Source organism: Thalassobacter sp. HA4-2 (assembly GCF_055693705.1).
Genome location: NZ_JBVFUK010000001.1, coordinates 2,896,267 through 2,919,926, shown reverse-complemented (window position 1 = coordinate 2,919,926; position 23,660 = coordinate 2,896,267). Strand labels below are relative to the sequence as shown.

Annotated in this window: 31 protein-coding genes and 1 pseudogene; 25 read left to right on the top strand and 7 right to left on the bottom strand. The window is 61.4% G+C overall.

Features of this window, described 5'->3' with window-relative positions:
- On the top strand, positions 1-645 hold the full coding sequence (locus ACZ1G0_RS14875; RefSeq protein ID WP_472737655.1) for a hypothetical protein: 645 nt from the start codon (positions 1-3) through the stop codon (positions 643-645).
- On the opposite strand, the gene ACZ1G0_RS14870 is transcribed toward ACZ1G0_RS14875, so the two are convergent.
- Positions 632-1,489 carry a DMT family transporter gene (locus ACZ1G0_RS14870; RefSeq protein ID WP_472737654.1) on the bottom strand — a complete coding sequence of 286 codons (858 nt, stop codon included), beginning with the start codon at positions 1,487-1,489 and terminating at the stop codon, positions 632-634. The two genes, ACZ1G0_RS14875 and ACZ1G0_RS14870, sit on opposite strands and share 14 nt — an antisense overlap.
- 39 nt (positions 1,490-1,528) lie before the next feature.
- On the opposite strand from ACZ1G0_RS14870, the gene ACZ1G0_RS14865 reads away from it, so the two are divergent.
- From ACZ1G0_RS14865 to aroC, 8 genes are all read left to right on the top strand, one after another.
- Positions 1,529-2,164 (top strand): glutathione S-transferase N-terminal domain-containing protein, encoded by a 636-nt coding sequence (locus ACZ1G0_RS14865; RefSeq protein ID WP_472737653.1) that lies wholly within the window; start codon positions 1,529-1,531, stop codon positions 2,162-2,164.
- Positions 2,154-2,774 (top strand): FMN-binding negative transcriptional regulator, encoded by a 621-nt coding sequence (locus ACZ1G0_RS14860; protein ID WP_472737652.1) that lies wholly within the window; start codon positions 2,154-2,156, stop codon positions 2,772-2,774. The genes ACZ1G0_RS14865 and ACZ1G0_RS14860 overlap by 11 nt, the downstream gene beginning before the upstream one ends.
- Positions 2,775-2,811: 37 nt before the next feature.
- Positions 2,812-3,411, top strand: coding sequence for a glutathione S-transferase family protein (locus ACZ1G0_RS14855; protein WP_472737651.1), 600 nt, complete (start codon positions 2,812-2,814; stop codon positions 3,409-3,411).
- The gene (locus tag ACZ1G0_RS14850) at positions 3,408-3,824 is read left to right on the top strand and encodes a GNAT family N-acetyltransferase (RefSeq protein ID WP_472737650.1); all 417 of its coding nucleotides are present in this window, start codon (positions 3,408-3,410) and stop codon (positions 3,822-3,824) included. The genes ACZ1G0_RS14855 and ACZ1G0_RS14850 overlap by 4 nt, the downstream gene beginning before the upstream one ends.
- A 354-nt stretch (positions 3,825-4,178) precedes the next feature.
- Positions 4,179-4,739, top strand: coding sequence for a ubiquinol-cytochrome c reductase iron-sulfur subunit (gene petA, locus ACZ1G0_RS14845; RefSeq protein WP_472737649.1), 561 nt, complete (start codon positions 4,179-4,181; stop codon positions 4,737-4,739).
- A gap of 16 nt (positions 4,740-4,755) precedes the next feature.
- The gene (locus ACZ1G0_RS14840; protein WP_472737648.1) at positions 4,756-6,102 is read left to right on the top strand and encodes a cytochrome b; all 1,347 of its coding nucleotides are present in this window, start codon (positions 4,756-4,758) and stop codon (positions 6,100-6,102) included.
- Between the two features lie 20 nt (positions 6,103-6,122).
- Positions 6,123-6,935 (top strand): cytochrome c1, encoded by an 813-nt coding sequence (locus ACZ1G0_RS14835; RefSeq protein WP_472737647.1) that lies wholly within the window; start codon positions 6,123-6,125, stop codon positions 6,933-6,935.
- 158 nt (positions 6,936-7,093) lie between these two features.
- Complete coding sequence (aroC, locus tag ACZ1G0_RS14830; protein WP_472737646.1) at positions 7,094-8,209, top strand: chorismate synthase; 1,116 nt, start codon at positions 7,094-7,096, stop codon at positions 8,207-8,209.
- On the opposite strand, the gene ACZ1G0_RS14825 is transcribed toward aroC, so the two are convergent.
- The 4 genes from ACZ1G0_RS14825 to ACZ1G0_RS14810 all read right to left on the bottom strand — a co-directional run bounded on the left by ACZ1G0_RS14825 (position 8,206) and on the right by ACZ1G0_RS14810 (position 12,817).
- Positions 8,206-9,078 (bottom strand): DMT family transporter, encoded by an 873-nt coding sequence (locus ACZ1G0_RS14825; RefSeq protein WP_472737645.1) that lies wholly within the window; start codon positions 9,076-9,078, stop codon positions 8,206-8,208. The two genes, aroC and ACZ1G0_RS14825, sit on opposite strands and share 4 nt — an antisense overlap.
- Positions 9,079-9,141: 63 nt before the next feature.
- Positions 9,142-9,432: an HU family DNA-binding protein gene (locus ACZ1G0_RS14820; protein WP_472737644.1), complete on the bottom strand. Its 291-nt coding sequence runs from the start codon at positions 9,430-9,432 to the stop codon at positions 9,142-9,144.
- 117 nt (positions 9,433-9,549) lie between these two features.
- Positions 9,550-11,028, bottom strand: coding sequence for an AMP nucleosidase (locus tag ACZ1G0_RS14815; protein WP_472737643.1), 1,479 nt, complete (start codon positions 11,026-11,028; stop codon positions 9,550-9,552).
- Positions 11,021-12,817 carry an adenine deaminase gene (locus tag ACZ1G0_RS14810; protein ID WP_472737642.1) on the bottom strand — a complete coding sequence of 599 codons (1,797 nt, stop codon included), beginning with the start codon at positions 12,815-12,817 and terminating at the stop codon, positions 11,021-11,023. Before ACZ1G0_RS14810 ends, ACZ1G0_RS14815 begins: the two co-directional genes overlap by 8 nt.
- Before the next feature lie 108 nt (positions 12,818-12,925).
- On the opposite strand from ACZ1G0_RS14810, the pseudogene ACZ1G0_RS14805 reads away from it, so the two are divergent.
- Positions 12,926-13,665 (top strand): annotated as a pseudogene (locus tag ACZ1G0_RS14805) (class II aldolase and adducin N-terminal domain-containing protein).
- Here the strand turns inward: ACZ1G0_RS14805 and ACZ1G0_RS14800 are convergent.
- A complete protein-coding gene (locus ACZ1G0_RS14800; protein WP_472737641.1) occupies positions 13,662-14,963 on the bottom strand; it encodes a FliI/YscN family ATPase in 1,302 nt (433 codons plus the stop codon). The pseudogene ACZ1G0_RS14805 and the gene ACZ1G0_RS14800 sit on opposite strands and share 4 nt — an antisense overlap.
- 83 nt (positions 14,964-15,046) lie before the next feature.
- Here ACZ1G0_RS14800 and ACZ1G0_RS14795 point away from each other — a divergent pair, with 83 nt between their 5' ends.
- From ACZ1G0_RS14795 to ACZ1G0_RS14755, 9 genes are read left to right on the top strand one after another with little or no spacing between them, the layout of a single operon-like run.
- Positions 15,047-15,424, top strand: coding sequence for a FlgB family protein (locus ACZ1G0_RS14795; RefSeq protein WP_472737640.1), 378 nt, complete (start codon positions 15,047-15,049; stop codon positions 15,422-15,424).
- Positions 15,425-15,436: 12 nt separating this feature from the next.
- Positions 15,437-15,832, top strand: coding sequence for a flagellar basal body rod protein FlgC (gene flgC / locus ACZ1G0_RS14790; RefSeq protein ID WP_472737639.1), 396 nt, complete (start codon positions 15,437-15,439; stop codon positions 15,830-15,832).
- Positions 15,833-15,846: 14 nt separating this feature from the next.
- The gene (gene fliE / locus ACZ1G0_RS14785; protein ID WP_472737638.1) at positions 15,847-16,134 is read left to right on the top strand and encodes a flagellar hook-basal body complex protein FliE; all 288 of its coding nucleotides are present in this window, start codon (positions 15,847-15,849) and stop codon (positions 16,132-16,134) included.
- Positions 16,134-16,400 carry a flagellar biosynthetic protein FliQ gene (locus ACZ1G0_RS14780; protein ID WP_472737637.1) on the top strand — a complete coding sequence of 89 codons (267 nt, stop codon included), beginning with the start codon at positions 16,134-16,136 and terminating at the stop codon, positions 16,398-16,400. Before fliE ends, ACZ1G0_RS14780 begins: the two co-directional genes overlap by 1 nt.
- Positions 16,400-17,116, top strand: a complete 717-nt coding sequence (locus tag ACZ1G0_RS14775; protein WP_472737636.1) for a flagellar hook-basal body complex protein — start codon at positions 16,400-16,402, stop codon at positions 17,114-17,116. The genes ACZ1G0_RS14780 and ACZ1G0_RS14775 overlap by 1 nt, the downstream gene beginning before the upstream one ends.
- A 14-nt stretch (positions 17,117-17,130) precedes the next feature.
- Positions 17,131-17,916 (top strand): flagellar basal-body rod protein FlgG, encoded by a 786-nt coding sequence (gene flgG / locus ACZ1G0_RS14770; protein WP_472737635.1) that lies wholly within the window; start codon positions 17,131-17,133, stop codon positions 17,914-17,916.
- Positions 17,917-17,919: 3 nt separating this feature from the next.
- Positions 17,920-18,333, top strand: a complete 414-nt coding sequence (flgA, locus tag ACZ1G0_RS14765; protein ID WP_472737634.1) for a flagellar basal body P-ring formation chaperone FlgA — start codon at positions 17,920-17,922, stop codon at positions 18,331-18,333.
- Between the two features lie 11 nt (positions 18,334-18,344).
- Positions 18,345-19,070: a flagellar basal body L-ring protein FlgH gene (gene flgH, locus ACZ1G0_RS14760; protein WP_472737633.1), complete on the top strand. Its 726-nt coding sequence runs from the start codon at positions 18,345-18,347 to the stop codon at positions 19,068-19,070.
- 8 nt (positions 19,071-19,078) lie between these two features.
- The gene (locus tag ACZ1G0_RS14755) at positions 19,079-19,552 is read left to right on the top strand and encodes a flagellar basal body-associated FliL family protein (protein ID WP_472737632.1); all 474 of its coding nucleotides are present in this window, start codon (positions 19,079-19,081) and stop codon (positions 19,550-19,552) included.
- On the opposite strand, the gene ACZ1G0_RS14750 is transcribed toward ACZ1G0_RS14755, so the two are convergent.
- Entirely contained in the window at positions 19,549-19,977 is a 429-nt protein-coding gene (locus ACZ1G0_RS14750; protein WP_472737631.1) for a pyridoxamine 5-phosphate oxidase, read from the bottom strand. The two genes, ACZ1G0_RS14755 and ACZ1G0_RS14750, sit on opposite strands and share 4 nt — an antisense overlap.
- 147 nt (positions 19,978-20,124) lie before the next feature.
- Here ACZ1G0_RS14750 and ACZ1G0_RS14745 point away from each other — a divergent pair, with 147 nt between their 5' ends.
- The 6 genes from ACZ1G0_RS14745 (at position 20,125) to ACZ1G0_RS14720 (ending at position 23,630) form a co-directional block, all read left to right on the top strand.
- A complete protein-coding gene (locus ACZ1G0_RS14745; protein WP_472737630.1) occupies positions 20,125-20,532 on the top strand; it encodes a universal stress protein in 408 nt (135 codons plus the stop codon).
- A 58-nt stretch (positions 20,533-20,590) separates the two neighbouring features.
- Positions 20,591-21,466, top strand: a complete 876-nt coding sequence (locus ACZ1G0_RS14740) for a branched-chain amino acid aminotransferase (protein WP_472737629.1) — start codon at positions 20,591-20,593, stop codon at positions 21,464-21,466.
- Between the two features lie 48 nt (positions 21,467-21,514).
- A complete protein-coding gene (locus ACZ1G0_RS14735; protein WP_472737628.1) occupies positions 21,515-21,970 on the top strand; it encodes a universal stress protein in 456 nt (151 codons plus the stop codon).
- Between the two features lie 79 nt (positions 21,971-22,049).
- Complete coding sequence (locus ACZ1G0_RS14730; RefSeq protein WP_472737627.1) at positions 22,050-22,610, top strand: NifU family protein; 561 nt, start codon at positions 22,050-22,052, stop codon at positions 22,608-22,610.
- A complete protein-coding gene (gene tsaB / locus ACZ1G0_RS14725; RefSeq protein ID WP_472737626.1) occupies positions 22,600-23,214 on the top strand; it encodes a tRNA (adenosine(37)-N6)-threonylcarbamoyltransferase complex dimerization subunit type 1 TsaB in 615 nt (204 codons plus the stop codon). Before ACZ1G0_RS14730 ends, tsaB begins: the two co-directional genes overlap by 11 nt.
- A complete protein-coding gene (locus tag ACZ1G0_RS14720) occupies positions 23,211-23,630 on the top strand; it encodes a GNAT family N-acetyltransferase (protein ID WP_472737625.1) in 420 nt (139 codons plus the stop codon). The genes tsaB and ACZ1G0_RS14720 overlap by 4 nt, the downstream gene beginning before the upstream one ends.
- Positions 23,631-23,660 lie beyond the last annotated feature (30 nt).

Below are 23,660 nucleotides of genomic sequence, written 5' to 3'. Positions count from 1 at the left end.
GTGATCATTTTTCTGGAGGGCATACTGGTCGTTGGTGACTATCTCACGTCAAGTGCCCTGTTCATGATCTTTTACATCTTGGTGGTCCACGGGGTAATCGTCTTTTACGCCCATGCCGTCATCTTGACCGGGGAACATGTGTCGTGGACGAAACCCGCGCGCGAAGACAAAATGCCAAATCCGGATTTCGCCATGATCGCACTATCCGCGATCTGGATTGCTGGGGCTGTGTACGTGTCTCGTGTGATTGTGCAGGGATCAAGCCTGACAAACGAAGGTCAACTTGTTGCGCTGACTTTGCTGTCTTCTTCCATGTTGTGGCTATCGCTTGCAGTGTTCGGAATGATCCTACCGCGTATGTTGCATCGGAACATTGGGGGCGCGGCAGCAATTGCGGTGCAGGCAAAGCAGATACCGTTTGTTGGGGGCTGGATCGGACTGTGGGCGTTGGCTTATGCCGTTTTATGGGTCGCACCTGTCACGATGCTCACCGTCCAAGGCATCCTTCCCGTTGAAAACCTTGTTCTGGATCTGGTTTACGGCGTGATCGAAAAACTGCCCACGTGTCTCTTTGCTTCTGTGCTGTCACACGCATTCTTGCGGGCCAACAACCTACCGCCACAGGGCCTCATCACCCGCGTTTGACCATCGCCAACCACGCGCCGCCCACGATGAATGCCGCACCCAGCAGGCTGATCCACGTGGGCGCATAGCCCAGCACCCACCAGTCCAGCGCAAGGGCCACCATCAGCCCGGTGTATTCCAGCGGGGCAAGGCGGCTGACGTCCATGCGGGACGTGGCTTCGGTGTTCAGGACCAGGGTGCCCGCGCCGAACAGGCCCGCAAGGCACAGCCAGACGGCGGTTTGTGGGCTGACCGGCTGCCACCCGACCCAAAGGGCCACGGGCACGGCGATCACCGTGACGATGACCGAAAACGACAAGGCCACCGAGATGGGGGTTTCCGTGGCCATCATGCTGCGCACCTTGATCTGGATGCCCGCGATCAGGACGGCGGACAACAGCCCCGCCGTGGCCCCCCACAGGGCGCCGGGCCCGATGGTCTGGGACACGCCCAGAACGATCAGCACCCCGATGAACCCGCTGGCCACGGCGAGGATCAGGCGGGGGGTCACGGCCTCTTTCAACATCAGGGCTGCCATGGGCAACATCAGAACCGGCGCAAGGTAGACGATGGTTTGGGCCAGGGCGATGGGCAGGGCCGCGTAGGCTTGGTACACCAGATACATGGCCGCCGCCGCCATGACCGACCGCACGAGGTGCATCCGGGGATTGCGGGGGGCCATCCGGTGTCGCTGCCCCGAGGCCAGCGCCCACCCGATGATCAGCACCAGCGACACGCCCGCGCGAAAGGCCATGACTTGGGCAATCGTCACATGCTCTGCCGCTTTGTGCACGCACATGCCAAGGGCCACGACGCAGGCGGCGGACCCGATTTTCAGCAAACTGGCAAGGTGGTCGTTGGTCATGGCTTTCTTTGCGCGCGATTCGCTGTCAAAACCAGAGGCATGCCGATCCTGTGGTCCTTTCGTCGCTGCCCCTACGCCATGCGCGCGCGCCTCGCCTTGCAGGTCGCGGGGGTGCAGGTGGACCTGCGCGAGGTTGTGCTGCGGGATAAACCGGCGGCGTTTCTGGCGGTCTCGCCCTCCGGCACTGTGCCCTGCCTTGACCTGGGCGGGCAGGTGATCGACGAGAGTCTGGACATCATGCGGTGGGCCTTGGCCCAGACCGATCCCGAAGGGTGGTTGGACATGCCCGCCGAGGGGTGGGATCTGATCGCGGAATGTGACGGTGCGTTCAAGGTCGCCCTCGACCGCTACAAATATCCCAACCGCTATCCCGGGGTGGACCCGGCCCACCACCATGCCGATGCGGCGGCGATTATGGACCGGTGGGGTGCGCGGCTGGACCCCTTCTTGTTCGGGGCGCGACCGACCCTTGCGGACATGGCGATTTTGCCATTCGCGCGACAATATGCACGGGTCGACCTCGACGCGTGCGGAAACATGCACGGGTCGGCGGTTATGCAATGGGTCGAAAATTTCGAAGTTGATCCCCTGTTTGTGTCGGTCATGACCAAGTATCCGGCGTGGCGCCCGGGCGATGCGGTCACTCTGTTTCCACAGGTTTCCGATGCATCTTAACCCCGCCTTTCGCAAAACCGATGTGGCGCAGAACGCGGCCTTTGCCGCTGAACGGGGCTTTGGTGTGCTGTCGATCAACGGGGAAGACGGCCCCCTGATGTCCCATGTTCCGTTCCGTCTGGACGGGGACATGGCGGATCTGCACCTGATGCGCTCGAACCCGATTTTGCGCGCCTTGGACGCCCCGCAAAAGGCCGTGATCGCGGTCAGTGGACCCGACAGCTATGTCTCGCCCGATTGGTACGGGGTGCCGGATCAAGTGCCGACATGGAACTACGTCGCGGTGCATCTGCGCGGCATGCTGGAACGTCGCCCGCAGGCAGAGATGCGCGCGATGCTGGACCGGCAAGCCGCTCATTTTGAAGGGATTTTACCGAAAGAGCCTTGGAATGCCGACAAAATGACGCCCGAGGTTTTGGACCGCATGATGCGCCAGATCGTGCCCTGCCGGTTTCGCGTCACGTCTGTAGAGGGCACGTGGAAGCTGGGCCAGAACAAACCCGACGCCGCGCGCGAGGCGGCTGCCGATCACATGGCGGCCTACGGCATCGGGCAGGAAGTGAAAATTCTGTCCGCCCTGATGCGCGGCCCCTTTCATGTGACAGAATGACGCGCTAGGCTTTGCGTATCATTTGGGGGGAACGACCATGGAATTGCTGTCATCCGGCGCGTCGCCGTTTGCGCGCAAGGCGCGCGTGCTGATCTTGGAAACTGATACTGCGGATGTGACGGTGCGTGATGTCAGCGCCAGCCCCATGGGCGGAGAGCCTGCGCTGAACGCGGCCAACCCCACGGGCAAGATCCCCGCCCTTGTGCGCACCGATGGGCCAACGCTTTACGACAGTCGGGTTATCACGCGGTTTCTGGATTTTCGAGCAAAATCAAATCTGTACCCCGAAGCACGCCTTTGGGATTGTCTGACCGTCGAGGCGACGGCGGACGCGATCATGGATGCCGCGGTCGGTATTACCTACGAAAAGCGTCTGCGCGAACCGGTCGGATTGGTGTGGGACGCATGGCTGGACGCGCAGTGGGTCAAGGTCACCCGGTCCCTAGATGCGCTGAACACCCGCTGGATGAGCCATCTGCACGGGCCGCTCGATATGGGGCAAGTCGCAGTGGCCTGCGCCCTTGGGTATCTGGATTTTCGTCACGATGACCGGGGGTGGCGCGCGGGCCGCGATGCCCTCGCCGCGTGGGAGGCAGAGTTTGCCAAGCGCCCCGCAATGCAGGCCACAGCACCGTGAAGGTGCGTCTGACGCGGGATATCGCCCTGTGCCAGTCCATCCGCCGCGACGTGTTTGTCGAGGGGCAAGGCGTGCCCGAGGCCGAAGAGATCGACGGCAAGGACGACGCCTGCCAGCACTATCTGCTGTGCCACCACGATCAGGCCATCGGCACCCTGCGGATCAGCGCCTCTGATCCAACGACGGCCAAGATCCAGCGTGTCGCAGTTTTGGCGTCGGCGCGCGGTGTCGGGGCGGGCAGTTATCTGATGCGCGAGGTCATGGCGATGCTGCGCGCCCAAGGCTTCACCCGCGCGGTGCTGGGCAGTCAGGTCACGGCGATCCCCTTTTACGAAGGTCTCGGCTTCACCGCCTATGGACCGGAATTCGACGATGCGGGCATCCCTCACCGTGAAATGGCGCGGGACCTGTGAGGTGACAGGGTTCCGGGGGCCGCCTTGCGCCATAAGTGACACCAGTCATGCACGACATATCGGGCAAAAACGACGCAGCCATGTGTCAGCAGCATTGCCGACCGATGTCCTTGCTCTAACTGCATCATGTAGAATTGCGCTAAAAAGCTGGGAAAAGTCGTGTTTTGACACGGGCATTAGGTGCAAATGGCGCTGCTGCGACAATCCGACACGGCTGTGCGCGTTTGTCAGCTTTAGCCTGACCGTTACCTCCTGCTATGACGCCGCAGGACTGCCTCACAAGATTCTGTGGGGCAATGCGTATCTAACCATTTGGGCTGTACCATAGGCCCGTACAACACACGGGAGAGCATCGTGTCACACGCAGAAGATCAAGGCGGGTCCCGCCGGGACTTTCTTTATTACGCGACCGCGGGTGTGGGCGCCGTCACCGTTGGTGCCGGGGTCTGGCCATTGGTCAACCAAATGAACCCATCCGCCGATGTGCAGGCGTTGTCCTCTATCGAAGTGGATGTGTCAGCCGTTCCGGCCGGCAGCCAGATTTCGGTGCTGTTCTTGGGCAAGCCGGTGTTCATCCGCCGGCGTACCCAAGAAGAGATTGAGGCCGCACGTGCGGTTTCCGTAGACGAGCTTGTCGACGCAGACGCCAACAACGCCAATCTTGGCGCGGCCCCTGCAACCGACGAAAACCGCGCACTGGATGAAACCGGCGAGTGGCTGGTGATGGAAGGCGTATGTACCCACCTTGGCTGCGTGCCAATCGGAGACGGCGCTGGCGACTTTGGCGGGTGGTTCTGCCCATGCCACGGGTCGCACTACGACACCGCAGGCCGCATCCGTCGTGGACCCGCGCCGCGCAACCTGCCTGTGCCGGCGGCGACGTTTATCGACGCAACAACAATTCAACTCGGCTAGAGAAGGAGAAGACCTGATGAGTGGAATTCCCCACGATCACTACGAGCCGAAGTCAAACGGCGAAAAATGGCTTCACACCCGTCTGCCCATCGTTGGGCTAATGTACGACACACTGATGCTGCCCACACCCAAGAACCTGAACTGGATGTGGATCTGGGGCATCGTGCTGGTGTTCTGCCTTGTCATGCAAATCATCACCGGCATCGTCCTTGTGATGCACTATACCCCCCACGTTGATCTGGCCTTTGCCTCGGTCGAGCATATCATGCGCAACGTGAACGGCGGCTGGGCCCTGCGCTACATCCACCAAAACGGCGCATCGCTGTTCTTTGTAGCCGTGTACCTGCACATCTTCCGTGGCCTCTACTACGGGTCCTACAAGGCCCCGCGCGAGGTGACATGGATCATCGGTATGCTGATTTACGTCCTGATGATGGGCACGGCTTTCATGGGCTACGTTCTGCCTTGGGGTCAGATGTCCTTCTGGGGCGCGACCGTGATCACTGGCCTGTTTGGTGCCGTTCCCTTCGTGGGCGAGGCGCTGCAGACATGGCTGCTGGGTGGACCTGCCGTGGATAACGCCACGCTGAACCGCTTCTTGTCGCTGCACTATCTGCTGCCCTTCGTCATCTTGGGTCTGGTGATCGTGCACGTCTGGGCATTCCACACGACGGGCAACAACAACCCGACCGGTGTCGAAGTGCGCCGCACCTCGAAAGCCGAAGCAGAGAAAGACACGCTGCCCTTCTGGCCCTACTTCGTGATCAAGGACTTGTTCGCACTGGCCGTGGTTCTGGCGGTGTTCTTCGCGGTCGTGGGCTTTATGCCAAACTACCTCGGCCACCCCGATAACTACATCGAAGCGAACGCCCTGCAGACACCGGCGCACATTGTGCCCGAATGGTACTTCTTGCCATTCTATGCCATCCTGCGCGCCTTCGATAACGAAGTGTGGTTGGTGATCGCGGTGAACTGGCTGACCGCCGGTGTCGTAGATGCTGCGTTCTTCGGTGTTGTGGCGATGTTCGGTGCGATCGTGGTGATGGCTCTGGCCCCATGGCTGGACACGTCCTCGGTGCGTTCGGGCCGCTATCGCCCAATGTTCAAATGGTGGTTCTGGATCCTTGTGGTCGACTTCTTCATCCTGATGTGGGTTGGCGCCATGCCAGCCGAGGGGATCTATCCCTACATCGCACTGGTCGCGACGACATACTGGTTCGCGTACTTCCTGGTCATCCTGCCCCTGTTGGGCGTGATCGAGAAGCCGCTGGCCCAGCCTGCGACCATCGAAGAAGACTTCAACAAAAAAGCCAGCGCCAAATCGGGTGCCGCGGGTGATACCGCAGCGACCCCGGCTGAATAAGAGACAAAGGAAAACATCCGATGTTTAAGAAACTTGGCGTTATCGCTGTCACACTTGCTGCGTTTGCAGGGGCTCCGGCCCTTGCAGCGGGCAAGTCCGGCGAAGTCACCAACTATGAGTTCTCGTTCGGTGGCCCGTTCGGCACTTGGGATCAAAACCAATTGCAGCGCGGCCTGAAGATCTACACCGAGATTTGTGCCTCCTGTCACGGTCTGCAGTATGTGCCATTCCGCACGCTGGCAGACGAAGGCGGCGTGGGTCTGTCTGAAGATCAGATGAAGGCTTACACCGAAACGTTCGAGGTTTGGGACCCAAGCCTTAACGACGGTGAGGGCGATTATCGCACGGCCACTCCGACTGATCACTTCCCTGCTGTCCGGTCCGCTGGCGCACCTGATTTGTCTTTGATGGCAAAGGCGCGCGCCGGCTTTAGCGGTCCGTATGGGTTGGGGATCAACCAGCTGGTCAAAGGGATCGGTGGACCCGAGTACATCGCGTCCCTGCTGGCCGGATATACGGGCGAGGAGAAGGAAGAAGCTGGTACAATCTTGTACGAGAACAAAGCCTTTCCAGGTGGTTGGATTTCCATGGCGCCCGCACTGTGGGGCGATGACACGGAATTCGATGATGGGTCCCCGACCGACATTGAAAGCCTGTCCAAAGACGTCGCAGCGTTCCTGATGTGGACGGCCGAACCCAAGATGATGGAGCGTAAGCAAATGGGCTTCACCGCTATCATCATGCTGGGCCTGTTGTCCGTGCTGCTGTACTTGACCAACAAACGCCTGTGGGCACCGGTCAAAAAGGCCTCCAAGGGCGCGCCAGCTGAATAACCTGCGCATCCAAGTGATTGAAAAAGGCGCGAGAAACCCTCGCGCCTTTTTTATTGGGGGTCCGCCCCCAAACCCCCGAGAGTATTTTTGGAACAATGAGGCTGGGGGCTTTCCCCATTCGCAGGGGTTGGCTACACCCCCCACAGAGGAGAAGGCTCATGTCGTATAACACCTTTGGTCACCTGTTCCGCGTCACAACTTGGGGTGAATCCCATGGTCCTGCCTTGGGTGCCACGGTTGACGGTGTGCCGCCCGGTGTGCCGGTGGACGAGGCGGGATTGCAGGTCTGGCTGAACCAACGCAAACCGGGCCAATCCAAACACACGACACAGCGCAAAGAACCCGACGCCGTGCGTATCCTGTCCGGGGTGTTCGAGGGTAGGACGACCGGCACCTCTATCCAGTTGATGATCGAGAACACGGATCAAAGGTCCAAGGATTATGGCGACATCGTCGAAAAGTTCCGCCCCGGCCACGCAGATATCACCTACTGGCAGAAATATGGAATCCGCGACTACCGTGGGGGTGGACGCTCCTCTGCGCGCGAAACGGCGGCCCGTGTTGCGGCCGGTGGGATTGCCCGCGCCGTCTTGGATCAGATCGCGCCACAGGTGCAGATCACGGGCTACATGACCCAGATGGGCGCGTTGCAGATTGACCGGGCCAAGTTTGATTGGGATCAGATTGCACAGAACGATTTTTGGTGCCCAGATGCAGAGGCCGCGCAGGCATGGGCGGATCACCTTGATTGGTTGCGCAAGGATGATCACAACTCTGTCGGGGCGGTGATCGAGGTCACGGTACGCGGTGCGCCGGCGGGCCTTGGGGCCCCGATCTACGCCAAGCTGGACACTGATTTGGCCGCCGCGATGATGTCGATCAACGCCGTTAAGGGTGTTGAGGTCGGCGAGGGCATGTCGGCAGCAGCGTTGACCGGGCGCGACAATGCCGACGAGATCATCATGGGACCGAATGGGCCTGAGTATACATCGAACCACGCGGGTGGTATCTTGGGGGGTATCTCGACGGGTCAGGATGTCGTGGTGCGGTTTGCGGTCAAACCGACGTCTTCCATTTTGTCAGAACGTCGAACGATCACCAAGGCGGGCGAAGACACCACCATCGTGACCAAGGGCCGCCATGATCCCTGTGTGGGTATCCGTGCCGTGCCTGTGGGCGAGGCGATGGCGGCTTGTGTAATCCTTGATCACATCATGATGCACCGCGCCCAGGTCGGGGGCGAGGTAGGCTACACCCCCGGCACAATCGGCTAAGCCGCCCGGATACGGGATACCTGCACGGCCAAGATCGCAGCCGCGATCACAGCGACGCCCAGCCAGTCCAACGGGCCAAGGCGTTCCCCCAGCAGGGCCCACGCCACGACCACCCCGAAAAAGGGGTTCAAAAAGTGGAATGTCGCGGCGGGTGTCGGGCCAATTCGACCGACCAGCAAGAACCACACCCACGTGGCCAGCAGCCCAGGCACCAGCGTTGTATAGGCCAGCGCACCGATCAGTCGTGCGGACCACGTGACCTGCCACGTCTCTAGCGCTAAGCCGACCGGCAGAAGGGTCAGTGCCCCGACCCACATTTGCAGGCCGACAATCATCATCAGGTTGCCCCCCGCGCCCGCCGCGCCACGAAGGCTGAGCGTGGCCGCTGTCAGGGCAACAACACCCACCAGACACATCAAGACGCCGGTCAGGTCTGCGCCCCCTTCCAAACGGGTGCCCATGATCAGCGCCACGCCCGCAAATCCTGCGCCCAGACCGATCAGGCCCAAAAGGGGCACGCGTTCCCGGAATATGACCCATGCCACAAGGGCCACGACCAGTGGCAGGGCTGAGGCGATAATGGCTGCCAATGAGGCCTCGATCCACTGCATGGCCACAAAGTTGAGCCCGAGATAGAGCGCGTTCTGGCAGATCCCGAACACCACAACCGCGCGCCACTGGCCGCGGGTCAAACGCCACGATTGACCGAGGGCCAAGGCGATGGCCACGCCGATCGCGCCCGACATCGCAAACCGCAGTGCCAGCGACAGGATCGGCGGTGCTTCGGCCACGATGATCCGAGCCGAGGTGAAGGCCGAGGACCACATCAGGGCGAACAGCAAGCCCAACCCGATTGCTTTGAAATCCATTGCCCTCTCCCCACGAAAAAGGCCGCCTGCGAGGCGGCCCGTTCCCAATCGCGTTAAGCTGTCTTAGCTGTTCACGCTGTCTTTCAAAGCCTTTGCAATTGTCATTTTGACAACCTTGTCGGCTTCTTTCTTGAATTGCTCGCCCGTGGCCGGGTTGCGGACCATACGCTCGGGCCGTTCGCGGCAGGCGATTTTGCCGATGCCGGGCAAGGTTACTGCGCCACCCTTTGCGACTTCGTCCGTGATCAAGCCGCAGATCGCATCAAGGGCCGCGCCTGCGCCCTTCTTGTCTGTATCCATACGTTCGGCCAGCGCAGCGACAAGCTGCGTTTTGGTCATTGGTTTCACTGCCATGATTTTGCTCCTCAAAGATGTATTCGGCGCGTGGCGCACCACACATTAGCGTGACGATAGACCGGATATGCGCAATGCTACAACACTTTGTGGGGCACTAACGCAAATTCCATAGGCTTAAAGAAAGGCTGTTTCCTCGAAACTGCGCAGTTTTCGACTGTGCAGGCGTTCCAGGGGCATTTCGCGCAGCGCCTCCATGGCGCGGATCCCGATCAGCAAGTGTCGGCTGACTTGCGTTTTGTAGAACGCACTGGCCATGCCGGGCAGCTTCAGCTCTCCATGCAAGGGTTTGTCACTGACACACAACAGCGTCCCATAGGGCACCCTAAAGCGAAAACCGTTGGCGGCGATGGTCGCGGATTCCATGTCCAGCGCGACGGCACGGGATTGCGACAGGCGCTGCACCGGGCCACTGGTCTCGCGCAGTTCCCAGTTGCGGTTATCAATCGTGGCCACAGTGCCGGTGCGCATGATCTTCTTCAGGTCATAGCCCTTAAGCTCGGTCACGCTGGCAACCGCCTCCTCCAGTGCCACCTGCACCTCGGCCAGTGCGGGGATGGGCACCCAGACGGGCAGGTCATCGTTCAGCACGTTGTCTTCGCGCAAGTAAGCGTGGGCAAGGACAAAGTCGCCCAAAGACTGGGAGTTGCGCAGCCCCGCGCAGTGCCCCACCATCAGCCATGCGTGGGGCCGCAGGACGGCGATGTGATCTGTCGCGGTTTTCGCATTGGACGGCCCGACACCGATGTTCACCAAGGTGATCCCGCCACCGTTCTTGCGGGTCAGGTGATAGGTCGGCATTTGCGGCATCTTGGCGGGTTCGGGCAGGGGGGCGTCGGGGTCCGTGATCTCTACGTTGCCGGGGCCGACAAGGCTGACGTAGCCGCTGTCCGGATCGGCCAGAGCTTTGCGTCCGTAGGCCAGAAACTCGTCCATGTAGAACTGATAGTTGGTGAACAGGACGTGGTTCTGGAAATGTTCTGGCTGGGTGGCGGTATAGTGGGCCAGACGGGCCAGCGAGTAATCCACGCGCTGCGCGGTAAATGGGCTGAGGGGTTTGGCACCGTCCTCGTACCGAAAGCCGACCCCGTTCACGATATCGTCGTTCGTGGTGCCAAGGTCTGGCACGTCAAACACGTCTCGCATCAGGAACGGCAGAACGCCATCTTGGGGCACGGCCAAATCCGCGTCGTTCATCACGGCAAAGTGCACGGGGATCGGCGTCGCGGACCAACCGATGTCAACCGCCACATCGTGGTTTTCCATCAGCAGGGACAGCTGTTGCGTCAGGTAGTTGCGGAACAGATCGGGTCGGGTGATGGTGGCGGCGTAAATGCCGGGTTCCGACACATGGCCAAAGGACAAGCGATTGTCTGCGTGGCCAAAGCTGCGGGTGACAAGACGTACCTCGGGGTAATAGGCGCGAAAGCGGCAGTCCGGTTGGCCGCCCTGTAGGGTCTCGGCAAACCGCTCCCTCAGATAGCTGGTGGACGTTGCGTAAAGCCGTTCCAGTTCTGCTACGGCAGCGGCGCTGTCTGTGAATGACCCGCCGCCAGAAGGGTCCGGGGTGCACAGTCGGTTAGGGGGGTTATTCATCAAGGATCAGGTCCGTCAGTTCGAATGTGGTGACATCCACCAGCCCAAGGTCACTGATCCGCAGATCCGGGATCACCACAAGGGCCAGCAGGCTGTGTTGCATATAGGCGTTGTTCAGGGTGCAGCCAGCCGCAGCCATCGCGGCGCCCAACAGTTCGGCCTTGGCCGCAACCTCTTGTGCCGGGCTGTCGGACATCAGGCCCGCGATGGGCAGTTCGACCAACGCTTGCTCCCCCTTGTCGGTCCAGAATGTGACGCCGCCGCCGACCTCGGCCAGCCGGTTCGCAGCCTGTGCCATCAGCGCGCGGTCCGTGCCCACAACGATCATGTGGTGGCTGTCGTGGGCCACGGTCGAGGCCATCGCCATGGGGACCGCGTATCCAAAGCCCGACACAAAGGCATTCGTCACCCCGCCTGTGCCGCGATGCCGTTCCACCAGCGCGATTTGCGCCACGTCGCCGTCGGGCTGGATCAATCCGTCGCGGACGGGCAGGGTGGCCGTCAGTGCTTGGGTCGGGGCCTGGTTTTCGACAACGCCGATGACCCGCACCTTGGCTTTGTCGGCGGCTTGGGGCGCGAGAATCTCGAAATCCGCACCCCCGAGCGTTTTGCCCACGTGAACCGTGTTGCGCGCCGCGTCTGGCCAGTCGAGGTGGGGGCAATCCGTGATCAAGGTTCCCGCCTCGGCCACCACATGACCCAGTGCGATCACGGTTTCGATCGGTAAGGCCTCTAGGTCAGACGTCAGGATCACATCTGCCCGCCGCCCCGGCGCAATCGAGCCCAACTCGCGTTCTAACCCGAAGTGGGTCGCGGTGTTGATCGTCGCCATTTGCAGCGCGACCAGTGGGTCACACCCGCAGGCAATGGCGTGACGCACGACCCGGTTCATGTGCCCGTCATGGACCAGCGTGCCCGAATGGCAATCGTCCGTGCACAGAATGAAGCCGCGCGGGTCCAAGCCTTTTTCGGTGATCGCGGTGATCTGCGTTTCCACATCGTACCACGCGGATCCAAGGCGCATCATGGATCGCATGCCCTGACGCACGCGGGCGATAGCATCGGCCTCGCAGGTGCCTTCGTGATCGTCTGCTGGACCGCCCGCCGCATAGGCGTGGAAGGCGGGGCCAAGATCCGGGCTGGCGTAGTGGCCCCCGATCGTTTTGCCCACACGCGCCGTGGCGGCCATTTCGGCCAACATCTTGGGGTCGGCATTTACTACGCCGGGGAAGTTCATCATCTCGCCCAACCCGATGATCCCGGGCCAGGACATGGCCTCTGCCACATCCTCGGGCGTGATCTCGTGGCCGGTGGTTTCCAGCCCCGGCGCGGAGGGCGCGCAGGACGGCATCTGGGTGAATATGCTGATCGGTTGCATCAGCGCCTCGTCATGCATCAGGCGCACGCCGGGCAGGCCGAGTACGTTGGCGATTTCGTGGGGGTCCGTGAACATGCTGGTGGTGCCATGGGGGATCACAGCGGCGGCGAATTCGGCAGGCGTCAGCATACCGCTTTCGATGTGCATATGCGCGTCGCAAAGGCCGGGAATGGCATAGCGTCCGGCGGCGTCAATCATCCGAGTTGTATCACCGATGCAGTGGCTGGCGTCCGGTCCGACATAGGCGAAGCGGCCCGCATGGATCGCGATATGCCAGTCCAGCACCTCGCGGGTTTGAACCAGTACCACGCGTGCGTTTTGGATCACGCAGTCGGCAGGCGCGCGTCCTGCGGCAACGGCGATCAATTCAGGGGCGCTATCGGCCCAAGGGGTCAGGTCTTTGGCTTGCATGACCCACGTTGACACGCCGCTTTGTCGCACGCAACCATGGGTCAACGATCGCGGGGAAGTTGAAGGGGCGTATCCCTGACCATGGCCGATTGGACCGTTTAGGAGACGATGATGCAAAACCTTGACCATTGGGACGCGCGGGCCGATCTGGCTGCGGCCTTTCGTTGGACCGCCCGGCTGAACATGCATGAGGGGGTCGCCAACCACTTCAGCTTTGCGATCAATGAGGATGGCACGCAGTTTTTGATGAACCCGAACCAGATGCACTTTGCACGGATCAAGGCCTCGGACCTGATCGTGGTGGATGCCAATGACCCCGACACACTGTCAGGCCCGAACGCCCCCGACCCCACGGCTTGGGGGCTGCACGGCGGGCTGCACCGGCTCTGTCCCCACGCGCGCTGTGCGATGCATGTGCACTCCATCCATGCGACTGTCCTGGCCACATTGCACAACCCCGAATTGCCACCCATCGACCAAAACTGCGCCACGTTTTTCAATCGCTACGTGGTGGATACGTCCTACGGCGGGCTGGCCTTCGAGGAGGAGGGGCGCGTTGCGCGCAGCTGTTTGATGATCCGAAGAAAAAGGTCATGATCATGGGCAACCACGGTGTGATGATCATAGGGGACACCGTGGCCGAGACCTTCAACCGCCTGTACTATTTCGAACGCGCCGCCGAGACCTACATCCGCGCTCTGCAAACCGGGCAGCCCCTGAACGTGCTGTCCGACGAAATCGCCGAGAAAACCGCGCAAGAATTGGAAAACTACCCCGATCAAGACGCGCGCCACTTGGCCGAGTTGCGCCTGATTCTTGACCAGGAGGGGTCCGACTACGCCAGCTAGGCCAAAAGCGCCTCCAGGATGGCGAAGTTTTCCTCGATGGTGCGGGTATCGGCATTGCCAAAGAATTCCTCCAGCCTGGGCACCACGCGCAGGGCTGCGTCCAATGTCGGGTCGCTGCCGCGCTCATATAGGCCCGATTGGATCATCATTTCTGCCTTGTCATAGGCCCCCATCAACCTGCGCGCCTTGGTCAGGCTCGCATTTTCGGCATCGCTCGCAGCCTCGGGCAAGGCGCGGGACACGGACCGCAGCACGTCGATGGCCGGGTAGCGTCCACGTTCTGCAATCTCGCGGTCCATCACGATGTGCCCGTCGATCAACCCGCGCAGGATGTCCGCCACCGGCTCCTCCATGTCCGATCCGGCGACCAGAACGGACAGGATCGCGGTGATGGACCCACCGCCGCGCGGCCCCGGCCCGGCCCGTTCGCACAAGGCCGCCAGCGCGTGGGTCATACTGGGGGGAAAGCCGCGCATGTTCGCCTCTTCGCCCGCCGCCACGGCAACCTCGCGGTAGGCCTCGGCAAAGCGGGTTATGCTGTCGGCGAGAAACAGGACATTGGCCCCTTGGTCCCGGAAATGCTCGGCGATGGTCATGGCGGTAAAGGCCGCGCGGCGGCGCAGGCTGGGCGCCATGTCAGAGGTAGCCGCAACAACGACGGACCGCGCCAACCCGTCGGGACCCAAGGCGCGGGTCAGAAACTCTTGCAACTCCCGGCCCCGTTCCCCGATCAATGCAATCACACAGACATCGGCGGGCGTATCCTTGGCCAAGCGCCCCAGCAGCGTGGATTTCCCCACGCCGGATCCCGCGAACAGCCCCATGCGTTGCCCTTGGGCGATGGGCAGGAATGTGTCCAAGACCGCTACGCATGTTTGCATCCGCGCGCCCATCATGGCCCTGCCGTGGGCGGGTGGGGCAGGGCGGTCCAGCGGGTGCTCTGCATCCCCCTGCAACAGGCCCTCGTGATCCAGCGGTGCGCCAAATGGGTCCAGCACGCGGCCAATCCAACTGTTATGTGGCGCAAGTTTCGGCGGCCCAAGCAGCGTCACAGGCGTGTCCAGCGCCAGACCCTCGCTGCGCGCATAAGGTAAAATGGTAACGACATCCTGTGCGACTCGGCTGATTTCGCCGCGCCCGATCAGACCGATTTGCACTTCGTCCCCCATGCGCGCGACGTGGGAAAGACCCCTCGCTTCGATGGTGCTGGGCAGGATTTGTGCAATGAAACCAACGGGTTTGATCGGCTGCATACGCCGCACTTGAGCCGTCAGAGAGCGTAGGACTTCGGTCTGCATGAATGCGTTTCCTTTTTGTTCGTTACGCTTTTTAAAGGAATCATCCTTAAGCCTTCGTTGAAACCAACGGAGGAGTAGCCCCGGTGTTCGACAATATTGGCCTGATGAGGATTGCAGGGGACATGGCGCGCCACGCCGCGCATCGCCAATCCCTGACAGCGCAGAATGTGGCGAACGCCGATACGCCCGGGTTCAAGGCCCGTGATGTGACGGCGTTTCAGGCGCAGGTCGAGGGGACGCTGCAGGCCCGCAAGACACACCCGCACCATGTTTCGTTTTCCGGCGGGGGCACCAATTGGCAGGTGACCGAAGTGGACACGCCCGCGGATCCCAATGGCAACACTGTCAGCCTTGATCGGGAGATCCTGCGCTCGGTAGAGGCGGAGCGCGCCCATTCACGCGCCGTGACGGTCTATCAGAACTCGCTTGATTTGCTGCGCACCGCAGTCGGGCGCAGGTAAGGAGGTTTCGGTATGAGCGGATTTTCACAGGCCCTCGACGCGCTTGCAAGCGGGATGCGCAGCCAGTCCCAAAGGTTGCAACATGTGTCCGAGAACATCGCAAATGCGGACACTCCGGGTTATCGGCGCAAAACAGTGTCGTTTTCCGAGATGGTCGAGGCAGGGCGTGCAACCGGTACGGTCGAGGTCGGCCCCGTACAGCTGGACCGCACCGAATTGCCTGAAATCTATGATCCCGGCCACCCGTTGGCCGATGACACGGGGCATTATCAGGGATCCAACGTGAACCTGATGATTGAACTCGCGGACGCGCGCGAAGCGCAGCGATCCTATGAGGCGAACGTAAAAATGTTCGAACAAACGCGGGAGATGTCGTCGAAACTGATGGACATCATCCGCAGCCGCTAGAAGGAGGCTGAGATATGGACGTACGATCCTCGATGGCCCAGGCCGCCTATGGCGCGGCCCGGCCTGCGACGCAACCCAAGGTGCCCGACGATGCCGCCCCGGACTTCAAGGCGCTGGCGCAGGAATTTGCGCAAACCGTCCAAAAGGGCGAGACGACGGCCCATGCGGCCGTCACCAGCGGGGCCGACCCGCACGCCTTGGTGACAGCTTTGGCAGAGACGTCATTGGCGGTCGAAACCGCCGTGACAGTCCGGGATCGCGTGGTCGAGGCCTATCAGGAAATCCTGAGGATGCCGGTCTGATGGACGGTGTGATCTTCTATGACACATTGCGTCAGGGCCTTTGGGTATCCCTGTTGATGTCCACGCCGATCCTACTGGCGGCCTTGGTTGTCGGGGTGGCCATCGGCTTGGTGCAGGCATTGACGTCGATTCAGGAAATGACCCTGACCTTTGTGCCCAAGCTGGCGGCGATCCTCGTGGTGTTTTGGGCGTCCATGAACTTCATGACCTACACGCTGACCGACTACTTTTCGTCCACCCTTTTGCCACTGATCGAGGGTATCTGATGAGCCAAGGCATTTACCCCGCCCTCACCCGCCAAGCCGGCCTGATGAAAGAAATGCAGATGGTCGCGCACAACGTGGCGAACGCTTCGACCACGGGCTTTCGGGCGGAAGGCATGATCTTTTCGGAATATGTGAAGGCGACTGGACCGGACACGCCGTCTGTGTCGATGGCGCTTGGGGACACCCATGTGACCCGGTCCATTCAAGGGGCGCTGTCGCAGACCGGCGGCACATTCGACCTGGCAATTGAAGGCGACGGCTTCTTTCAGGTCCAAACCCCCGAAGGCGTCGCCCTGACCCGTGCCGGAGCCTTCACGCCGAATGCCGAAGGGGACTTGGTCACCTTCGACGGTCACCCGGTTTTGGATGCGGGGGGCGCGCCGGTGTTCATTCCACCCGATGCACAGTCCATCTACATCGGGTCCGACGGCACAGTCAGCGCCGATGGCGAACCGGTGGCGCAGGTCGGTTTGGTCATACCCAACGATCCGGAGGATCTGGCCCGCACAGACGGCGTCAGCTTTATCCCCACGGGCGGTGTGCAGCCCATGGAAAATCCGCGCATGCTGCAGGGCTTTCTTGAGGACAGCAACGTCAACGCCGTGCGCGAGATTGCCCGCATGATCGAGGTGCAGCACGCCTATCAGGCGGGCCATTCTTTCATGGAAAAAGAGCACGAACGCACCCAATCCATCCTGCGGCTGATAGGCCGCTAAGTCAGGAGAAACCGATGCGCGCACTCAAGATCGCGGCCACCGGAATGGCGGCACAGCAAACCCGGGTCGAGGTGATTTCCAACAACCTCGCCAATATGAACACCACCGCCTACAATGCCCGCCGGGCAGAGTTCGCGGACCTGCATTACCAACAAGCCACGCGTGCTGGCAGCATCACGGCGTCCGATGGCACGATGGTGCCCGCCGGTGTCCAGATCGGGCTGGGGGTGCGGGCAACGGCGGTGACGATGAATGTGCAACAAGGGGCGTTGGCCAATACCGGCGGCGACCTCGACCTGGCGATCGAGGGGAAGGGCTACCTCGAAGTGACGCTGCCCTCGGGTGCCGCGGCATACACACGGGACGGTGCGCTAAAGCGATCCGCCGAGGGGCAGATCGTGACGTCCGACGGCCATCCTGTGGTGCCCGATATCACGATCCCGAATGACACACGCTCGATCGCGATTAACCCCGACGGCGAGGTCTATGCCTACTTCGTGGATCAGGTCGAACCGGAGTTGATTGGCCAGCTGACCCTCGCGGGCTTTTCCAACGAAAAGGGCTTGGAGGCGATGGGATCGAACCTTTACCTTGAAACCGGCGCCTCTGGTCCGCCTACGGTCGGTAATCCCGGCGACAACGGCTTGGGGTCTTTCCGGCAGGGGTATCTCGAGTCCAGTTCCGTCGACGCTGTGCGCGAGGTAACGGACCTGATCGAGGCGCAGCGCGGGTACGAGTTGAACGCCAAGATCATCACCGCCGCTGACCAGATGCTCAGCGCCACGACGCAGATCCGCTGACCGATGATCCGTGTTGCCGCCATATCCCTTTTCCTTGCGGTGCCCGCCGCCGCCGAAAGTGTCCTTGCCGCCGCCAACATTCGCAGTGGAACTATTCTGACCGCGTCGGACCTGACCCTTAGCACCCTGCCCTTACCCGGCGCGGCCACGGACTTGGATGCGCTCATAGGGATGGAGGCGCGGGTGAACCTCTATGCCAACCGCCCCATTCGCCCGCGCGATGTGGGCCCTGCGCGGGTGATCGCGCGTAACCAGATCGTCCCGCTTGTCTACAAAACCCGCGCCTTGCGCATCCACACCGAGGGGCGCGCCTTGGGCGAGGCTGCGGTGGGTCAAATGGTGCGCGTCATGAACCTGTCGTCGCGCACCACCGTTTCGGGCGTGGTTGCGCCCGATGGTTCTGTCCACGTTCAATGATTGGAACCCCTATGAAACGCCCTTTGATTGTTGTGACCTGCCTTATCGCTGCCGGCTGTGCGCGGTTGGAAGAAGTTGGCAAAGCGCCCGAGTTCAGCCCGATCACCGGGGGCTACGAGCATCACGCAATGATCACCGAAGGCCTGCCTGTGACCTTGGAAGGCGACGCGCCCGTGCACACGGCGTCGCTTTGGTCAGGCGGGCGGCAGTCTTTGCTGGGCGACCGGCGTGCCAGTCAGCGGGGGGATATCCTGACAGTGGTGATCGAGATCAATGACCGCGCCGAGATGTCCAACAGTTCGGAACGGTCCCGGTCCGGCTCCGAGTCCATGGGCGTGCCTGACTTCTTCGGTGTGCCGCAAAGCGTGGATGCCCGGCTGCCCGAAGGCGCGTCTTTGGCCAATGCGGTGTCCGTGAACTCCAACAGCGCGTCGGGTGGGGACGGATCGGTACGCCGCAATGAACGCCTGACGTTGCGTGTGGCGGCCACGGTGGTCGAGACCCTGCCAAACGGCGTTGCCCGCATCCAAGGCAGCCAAGAGGTGCGCGTGAATTTCGAGGTGCGCGAGTTGCTGGTGACGGGCTTTGTTCGTCCCGAAGATATCTCGCGTCAGAACGAGATTACCTACGACAAGATCGCCTCGGCCCGTATTTCTTACGGTGGACGTGGGCAGATCACGGATGTGCAGCAGCCCCGCTATGGTCAGCAAATTGCTGACATCATACTACCGTTCTAGGGGGTGGGATGAAGGCACTTATTCTTCCAATCCTCGTCGTCGTTCTTGGCATTGGCGGCGGGGCGGGCGCGGGTCTGTTCTTGCGACCTGCGCCGGAACCTGCTGATCCAGATGCGCCACCGGAAACCGTGGCGGAACCGGAAGTGGATCCGGACGGCGAAACATCCTTCGCGCGTCTCAACAATCAGTTCGTCATTCCACTGGTCAGTGAGGCACAGATCAAGGGGTTGGTTGTTCTGAGCCTGAGCATAGAGGTGGCGGACGGGGAACAGTCCATTGTGTTTGAACGCGAACCGAAACTGCGCGATGGGTTCAACACTGTCCTGTTTCGCCACGCAAATCTGGGCGGTTTCGACGGCGTTTTTACGTCAGCTGCCAAGATGGACGCATTGCGCATGGCGTTGCTGGCAGAGGCGCAGGCGATCCTTGGACCCGTGGCCAAGGGAGTGTTGGTCTCGGATATTGTGCGCCAAGACGCCTAGAGCGCGGATAGGTCTTCGGCTGTCAAATCGAACGCTTTGCCAAAACCACCGTTTAGAAAGCCGCCGGTTGGGACAAAGCGGAACAAGTGAAAATCTGTGAAATCGAAGTAAAGCGTTGCCTTGGGCATATGTTCCAAAAACACATCGCGCAGGGTGCTTTTGTCCATCACGCCTGCCGTCGCTTGGACGGTGAGGCGGGGATGGGTCAGGGGGTCGCCCTTTTCACCCGGCTCTCCGATCAGGACGGAACACCGGGGGTCAGCGCGCAAGGCGCGTGTGTGCGAAGACAGGTCGGACATCAGGCTGAGCAATCCAATATCCGCGATGTGGACAAAGCCGATGCGACTGACCACGGGCATCCCGGTGTCAGGGTCCAGAACCCCGAGGGCCGCGCTGCGCGCAACCGCCAGAATGTCATACGTCATGCGTTTCGCCTCTGCATCAAAGGGGCGAACTGGATTGGGATTTTGCACCAAAAATCTCCTACTTAATGTGGCGGCATGATGCAGGTCAAAGACGCCGCCGCCAACCCCGTGCTTTTGTCCCCCCGACCCATCTAAGGACAACAGACCATGTACAAAAATATCCTCGTCCCTCTCGCCTTTGACCACGAACGTGACAGCGCAGGCGCCCTTGAGATCGCACGCGCGCTGAAGGCTGACGGCGGCAAGATTACCGCGATCCATGTGGTCGAACACTTGCCCTCCTACGCCACGGAATACCTGCCTGCGGACCACCTTGAAAACACGCGCAGGGATATTCTTGCAGGTTTGGCCGAGAAAACAGGGGGTGCCGATGACATCCTGCTTGAGGTTGTCGAAGGGCACGCCGGTCGTGCTATCCTCTCCGAGGCCGAGGCGCGTCAATCCGACCTGATCGTCGTCGCTTCGCACTGTCCGTCGGTGCAGGATTACCTGCTTGGCTCGACCGCTGCGCGCGTTGTGCGCCATGCGAAATGTGCGGTGCACGTCGTCCGCTGACCCTTTACCGTCCCGACCACGCGCCCTACTCTTCCCATCAACCAAGGGGAGAACGCGCGTGGCAACCGGCACCAACATCCGAACCTATTTCGAGGGCACGTGGCATGACGGCGACGTCCCCATTATGCGGGCGGCTGACCATGGCATGTGGCTGGGGTCCAGCGTGTTTGACGGCGCGCGCCGGTTCGAAGGGGTGGTGCCCGACTTGCTGGCGCATTGTACCCGGGTGAACCATTCTGCCGAGGCGCTGATGATCACACCGACCGTCACCCGCGAGGATATGGTCGCCATGGTGCATGAAGGGTTGTCCACCTACGCTCCCGATGCCGCCGTCTACATTCGGCCAATGTATTGGGCGTTGGACGGCGGGCCGCTTGGCGTGTTGCCCAAGGTGGGGGCCACCGGTTTTGCGATCTGCCTCGAAGAAATCCCCATGGCCCAGCAAGATACCACAACCACGCTGACCACCACGCGGTTCCGTCGCCCGGTGATGGAGGATTCGGTCTGTAACGCTAAGGCAGGCTGCCTCTATCCGAACAACGCAAGGATGCTGGGCGAGGCCAACGCAAAGGGGTTTGGCAACGCCCTTGTGGCAGATGCCATGGGGAACGTGGCAGAAACGGCGACGGCCAATGTTTTTATGGTGCGCGATGGTGAGGTCTTTACGCCCGTGCCCAATGGAACCTTTTTGTCCGGCATCACGCGGGGGCGTCATATGGATCACCTGCGCAAGGATGGGGTACGGGTGCACGAGACTGTCCTGACCTTCGACGATTTTCGCGCGGCAGATGAGGTCTTTCTGACCGGCAACATGACCAAGATCACCCCCGTGACCGCCTTTGAAGACCGCCAGTATCAGGTCGGTCCCGTGACCCGCCGCGCGCGCGAAATGTATTGGGATTGGGCACTGTCTGAGGGTGCAAACGAACGCTAGACAGATGTGCACCCTTGGGCGATGATCACATGCCGAAGGGGAGCGATCATGCGTAAGTTTCTTGTTGTTCTGGATGACAGCCGTGAATGTCTGAACGCCATGCGGTTCGCCGCGATGCGCGCGGCGCGCTCGGGCGGTGGTGTCGAGGTTCTGGCCGTCATACCGCCTGAAGAGTTCAATCATTGGATCGGTGTCAGCGACATCATGCGTCAAGAGGCGCGCGAACGGATCGAGGCGCATTTTGACGTCTTCGCCAAGTGGATGCGGGACAAGCAGGGTGTTGACCCCGAACTGGTGATCCGAGAGGGCGAGCCTGTGGACGAGATTCTCGCTCAGGTCAGGGAAGATGAAGAGGTCGGCGTTCTGGTACTGGGCGCGGACAACGACAAACGAGGGCCCGGTCCGCTGGTCACCCATATGTCCCGAAACGCGGGCAGTTTACCTGTGCCGATCACCATTGTCCCCGGTAGCCTGACCAAAGAGCAGTTGGAAAGCATATGCTGACAGTTTAGAACCTTTCTAATCCTTGACCCTTGCGGGTCCGATACGCATATACTGTGCCAACAGACACGAAAGGCTGCCGATGTTTATTCAGACGGAATCGACCCCGAACCCCGCGACGCTGAAATTCTTGCCCGGCCAAGCGGTCCTTGACATGGGCACAGCCGATTTTCCAACGGCCGAAGCGGCGGAAAAATCGCCTCTCGCCACCCGGTTGTTCGGTGTGGACGGTGTGGCCGGCGTGTTCTTTGGCAACGATTTTGTCACAGTGACCAAAGCCGAAGCGACGGAGTGGGACCATATCAAGCCCGCCATCCTTGGCGCGATCATGGAGCATTATCAATCCGGCGCGCCTGTCATGGAAGGTGAGGCAGAGGCCGGGCACACAGATCACGACCACGGGGAAGACGCCCAAGTCGTGGGACAGATCAAAGAGTTGCTGGACACCCGTGTGCGCCCTGCGGTGGCTCAGGATGGTGGCGATATCACATTCCACGGTTTCGACCGTGGCGTTGTGTACCTGCACATGAAGGGGGCCTGCGCGGGCTGCCCGTCTTCGACCCTGACGTTGAAGATGGGGATCGAGAACCTGCTGCGTCACTACATCCCCGAGGTGACAGAGGTGCGCCCTGTTGCCGTCTGATCCAGTGATCTTGGCATTCGACACATCGGCCGCGCATTGCGCGGCCGCTTTGCTTTGCGGGGGCGAGGTTTTGGCCAGCCGGACAGAGGCCTTGGCCCGCGGACAGGCAGAGCGGTTGTTCCCCCTGCTGGAAGAGGTCTTGGACGAGGGTCGGCACGGCTGGTCTGATGTGTCGGCGATTGGCGTTGGTGTTGGTCCGGGCAACTTCACCGGTATTCGCCTATCGGTCTCTGCAGCACGCGGGTTGGCGGTGTCCCTGGGCATCCCAGCCATCGGGGTCAGCACTTTGGACGCTGCTGTATTTGGCGCGTCCGGGGATGTCGCTAGTGCCGTCGCCGCCCCGCGAGAGCGGGTGTACCTGCAAACGCCAGATACTGAGCCTGTCTTGGTTGAACGATCGGCGCTGGACAGCAACATGCCCGTGTACAGCTATGATCCACTGTCCGGTGTGAACCTCCAGACCCCGCCCTTGCCGCTGCCAGAGGCGATTGCGCGACATGCCGCCCTGCGCATGGGCCAACAAAACTCGCGCCCCGCGCCGCTGTACCTGCGTGCGGCGGATGCGGCCCCGGCCCGAGATGCGCCGCCTGTTTTGCTGCCATGACCCCGGCGGCCCTTGCGCGTCTTCATGCGGCCAGCTTCACCATTCCGCGCCCCTGGACTGCTGATGAGTTCGCAGGCTACCTCGACGATCCGCTCAGCGTGGTGATCGCGGATCAAACGGCCTTGGCGGTCGGGCGCGTGATCGCCGGAGAGGGCGAGGTGCTGACCATCGCCGTTGCCCCGCCTTGTCGCGGCCAAGGCCTGGGTGCAGCGACCCTTGCGCGCCTTGAGGCCGCTATGGAAAAAGAGGGCGCGCAAGCGATCTTTCTGGAGGTCGCTGCGGATAACCACACCGCCCGTGCCCTCTATGCGCGGGCCGGGTACAATCAGGTCGGTGCGCGCCCCGGTTACTATGCAGGCACAGACGCCCTGACTTTGCGCAAAATCGTGGGACATGACCCCGCGTCTGCGCGCTGATCCGAAAGACTCCGGTTGACCTTTCCCACC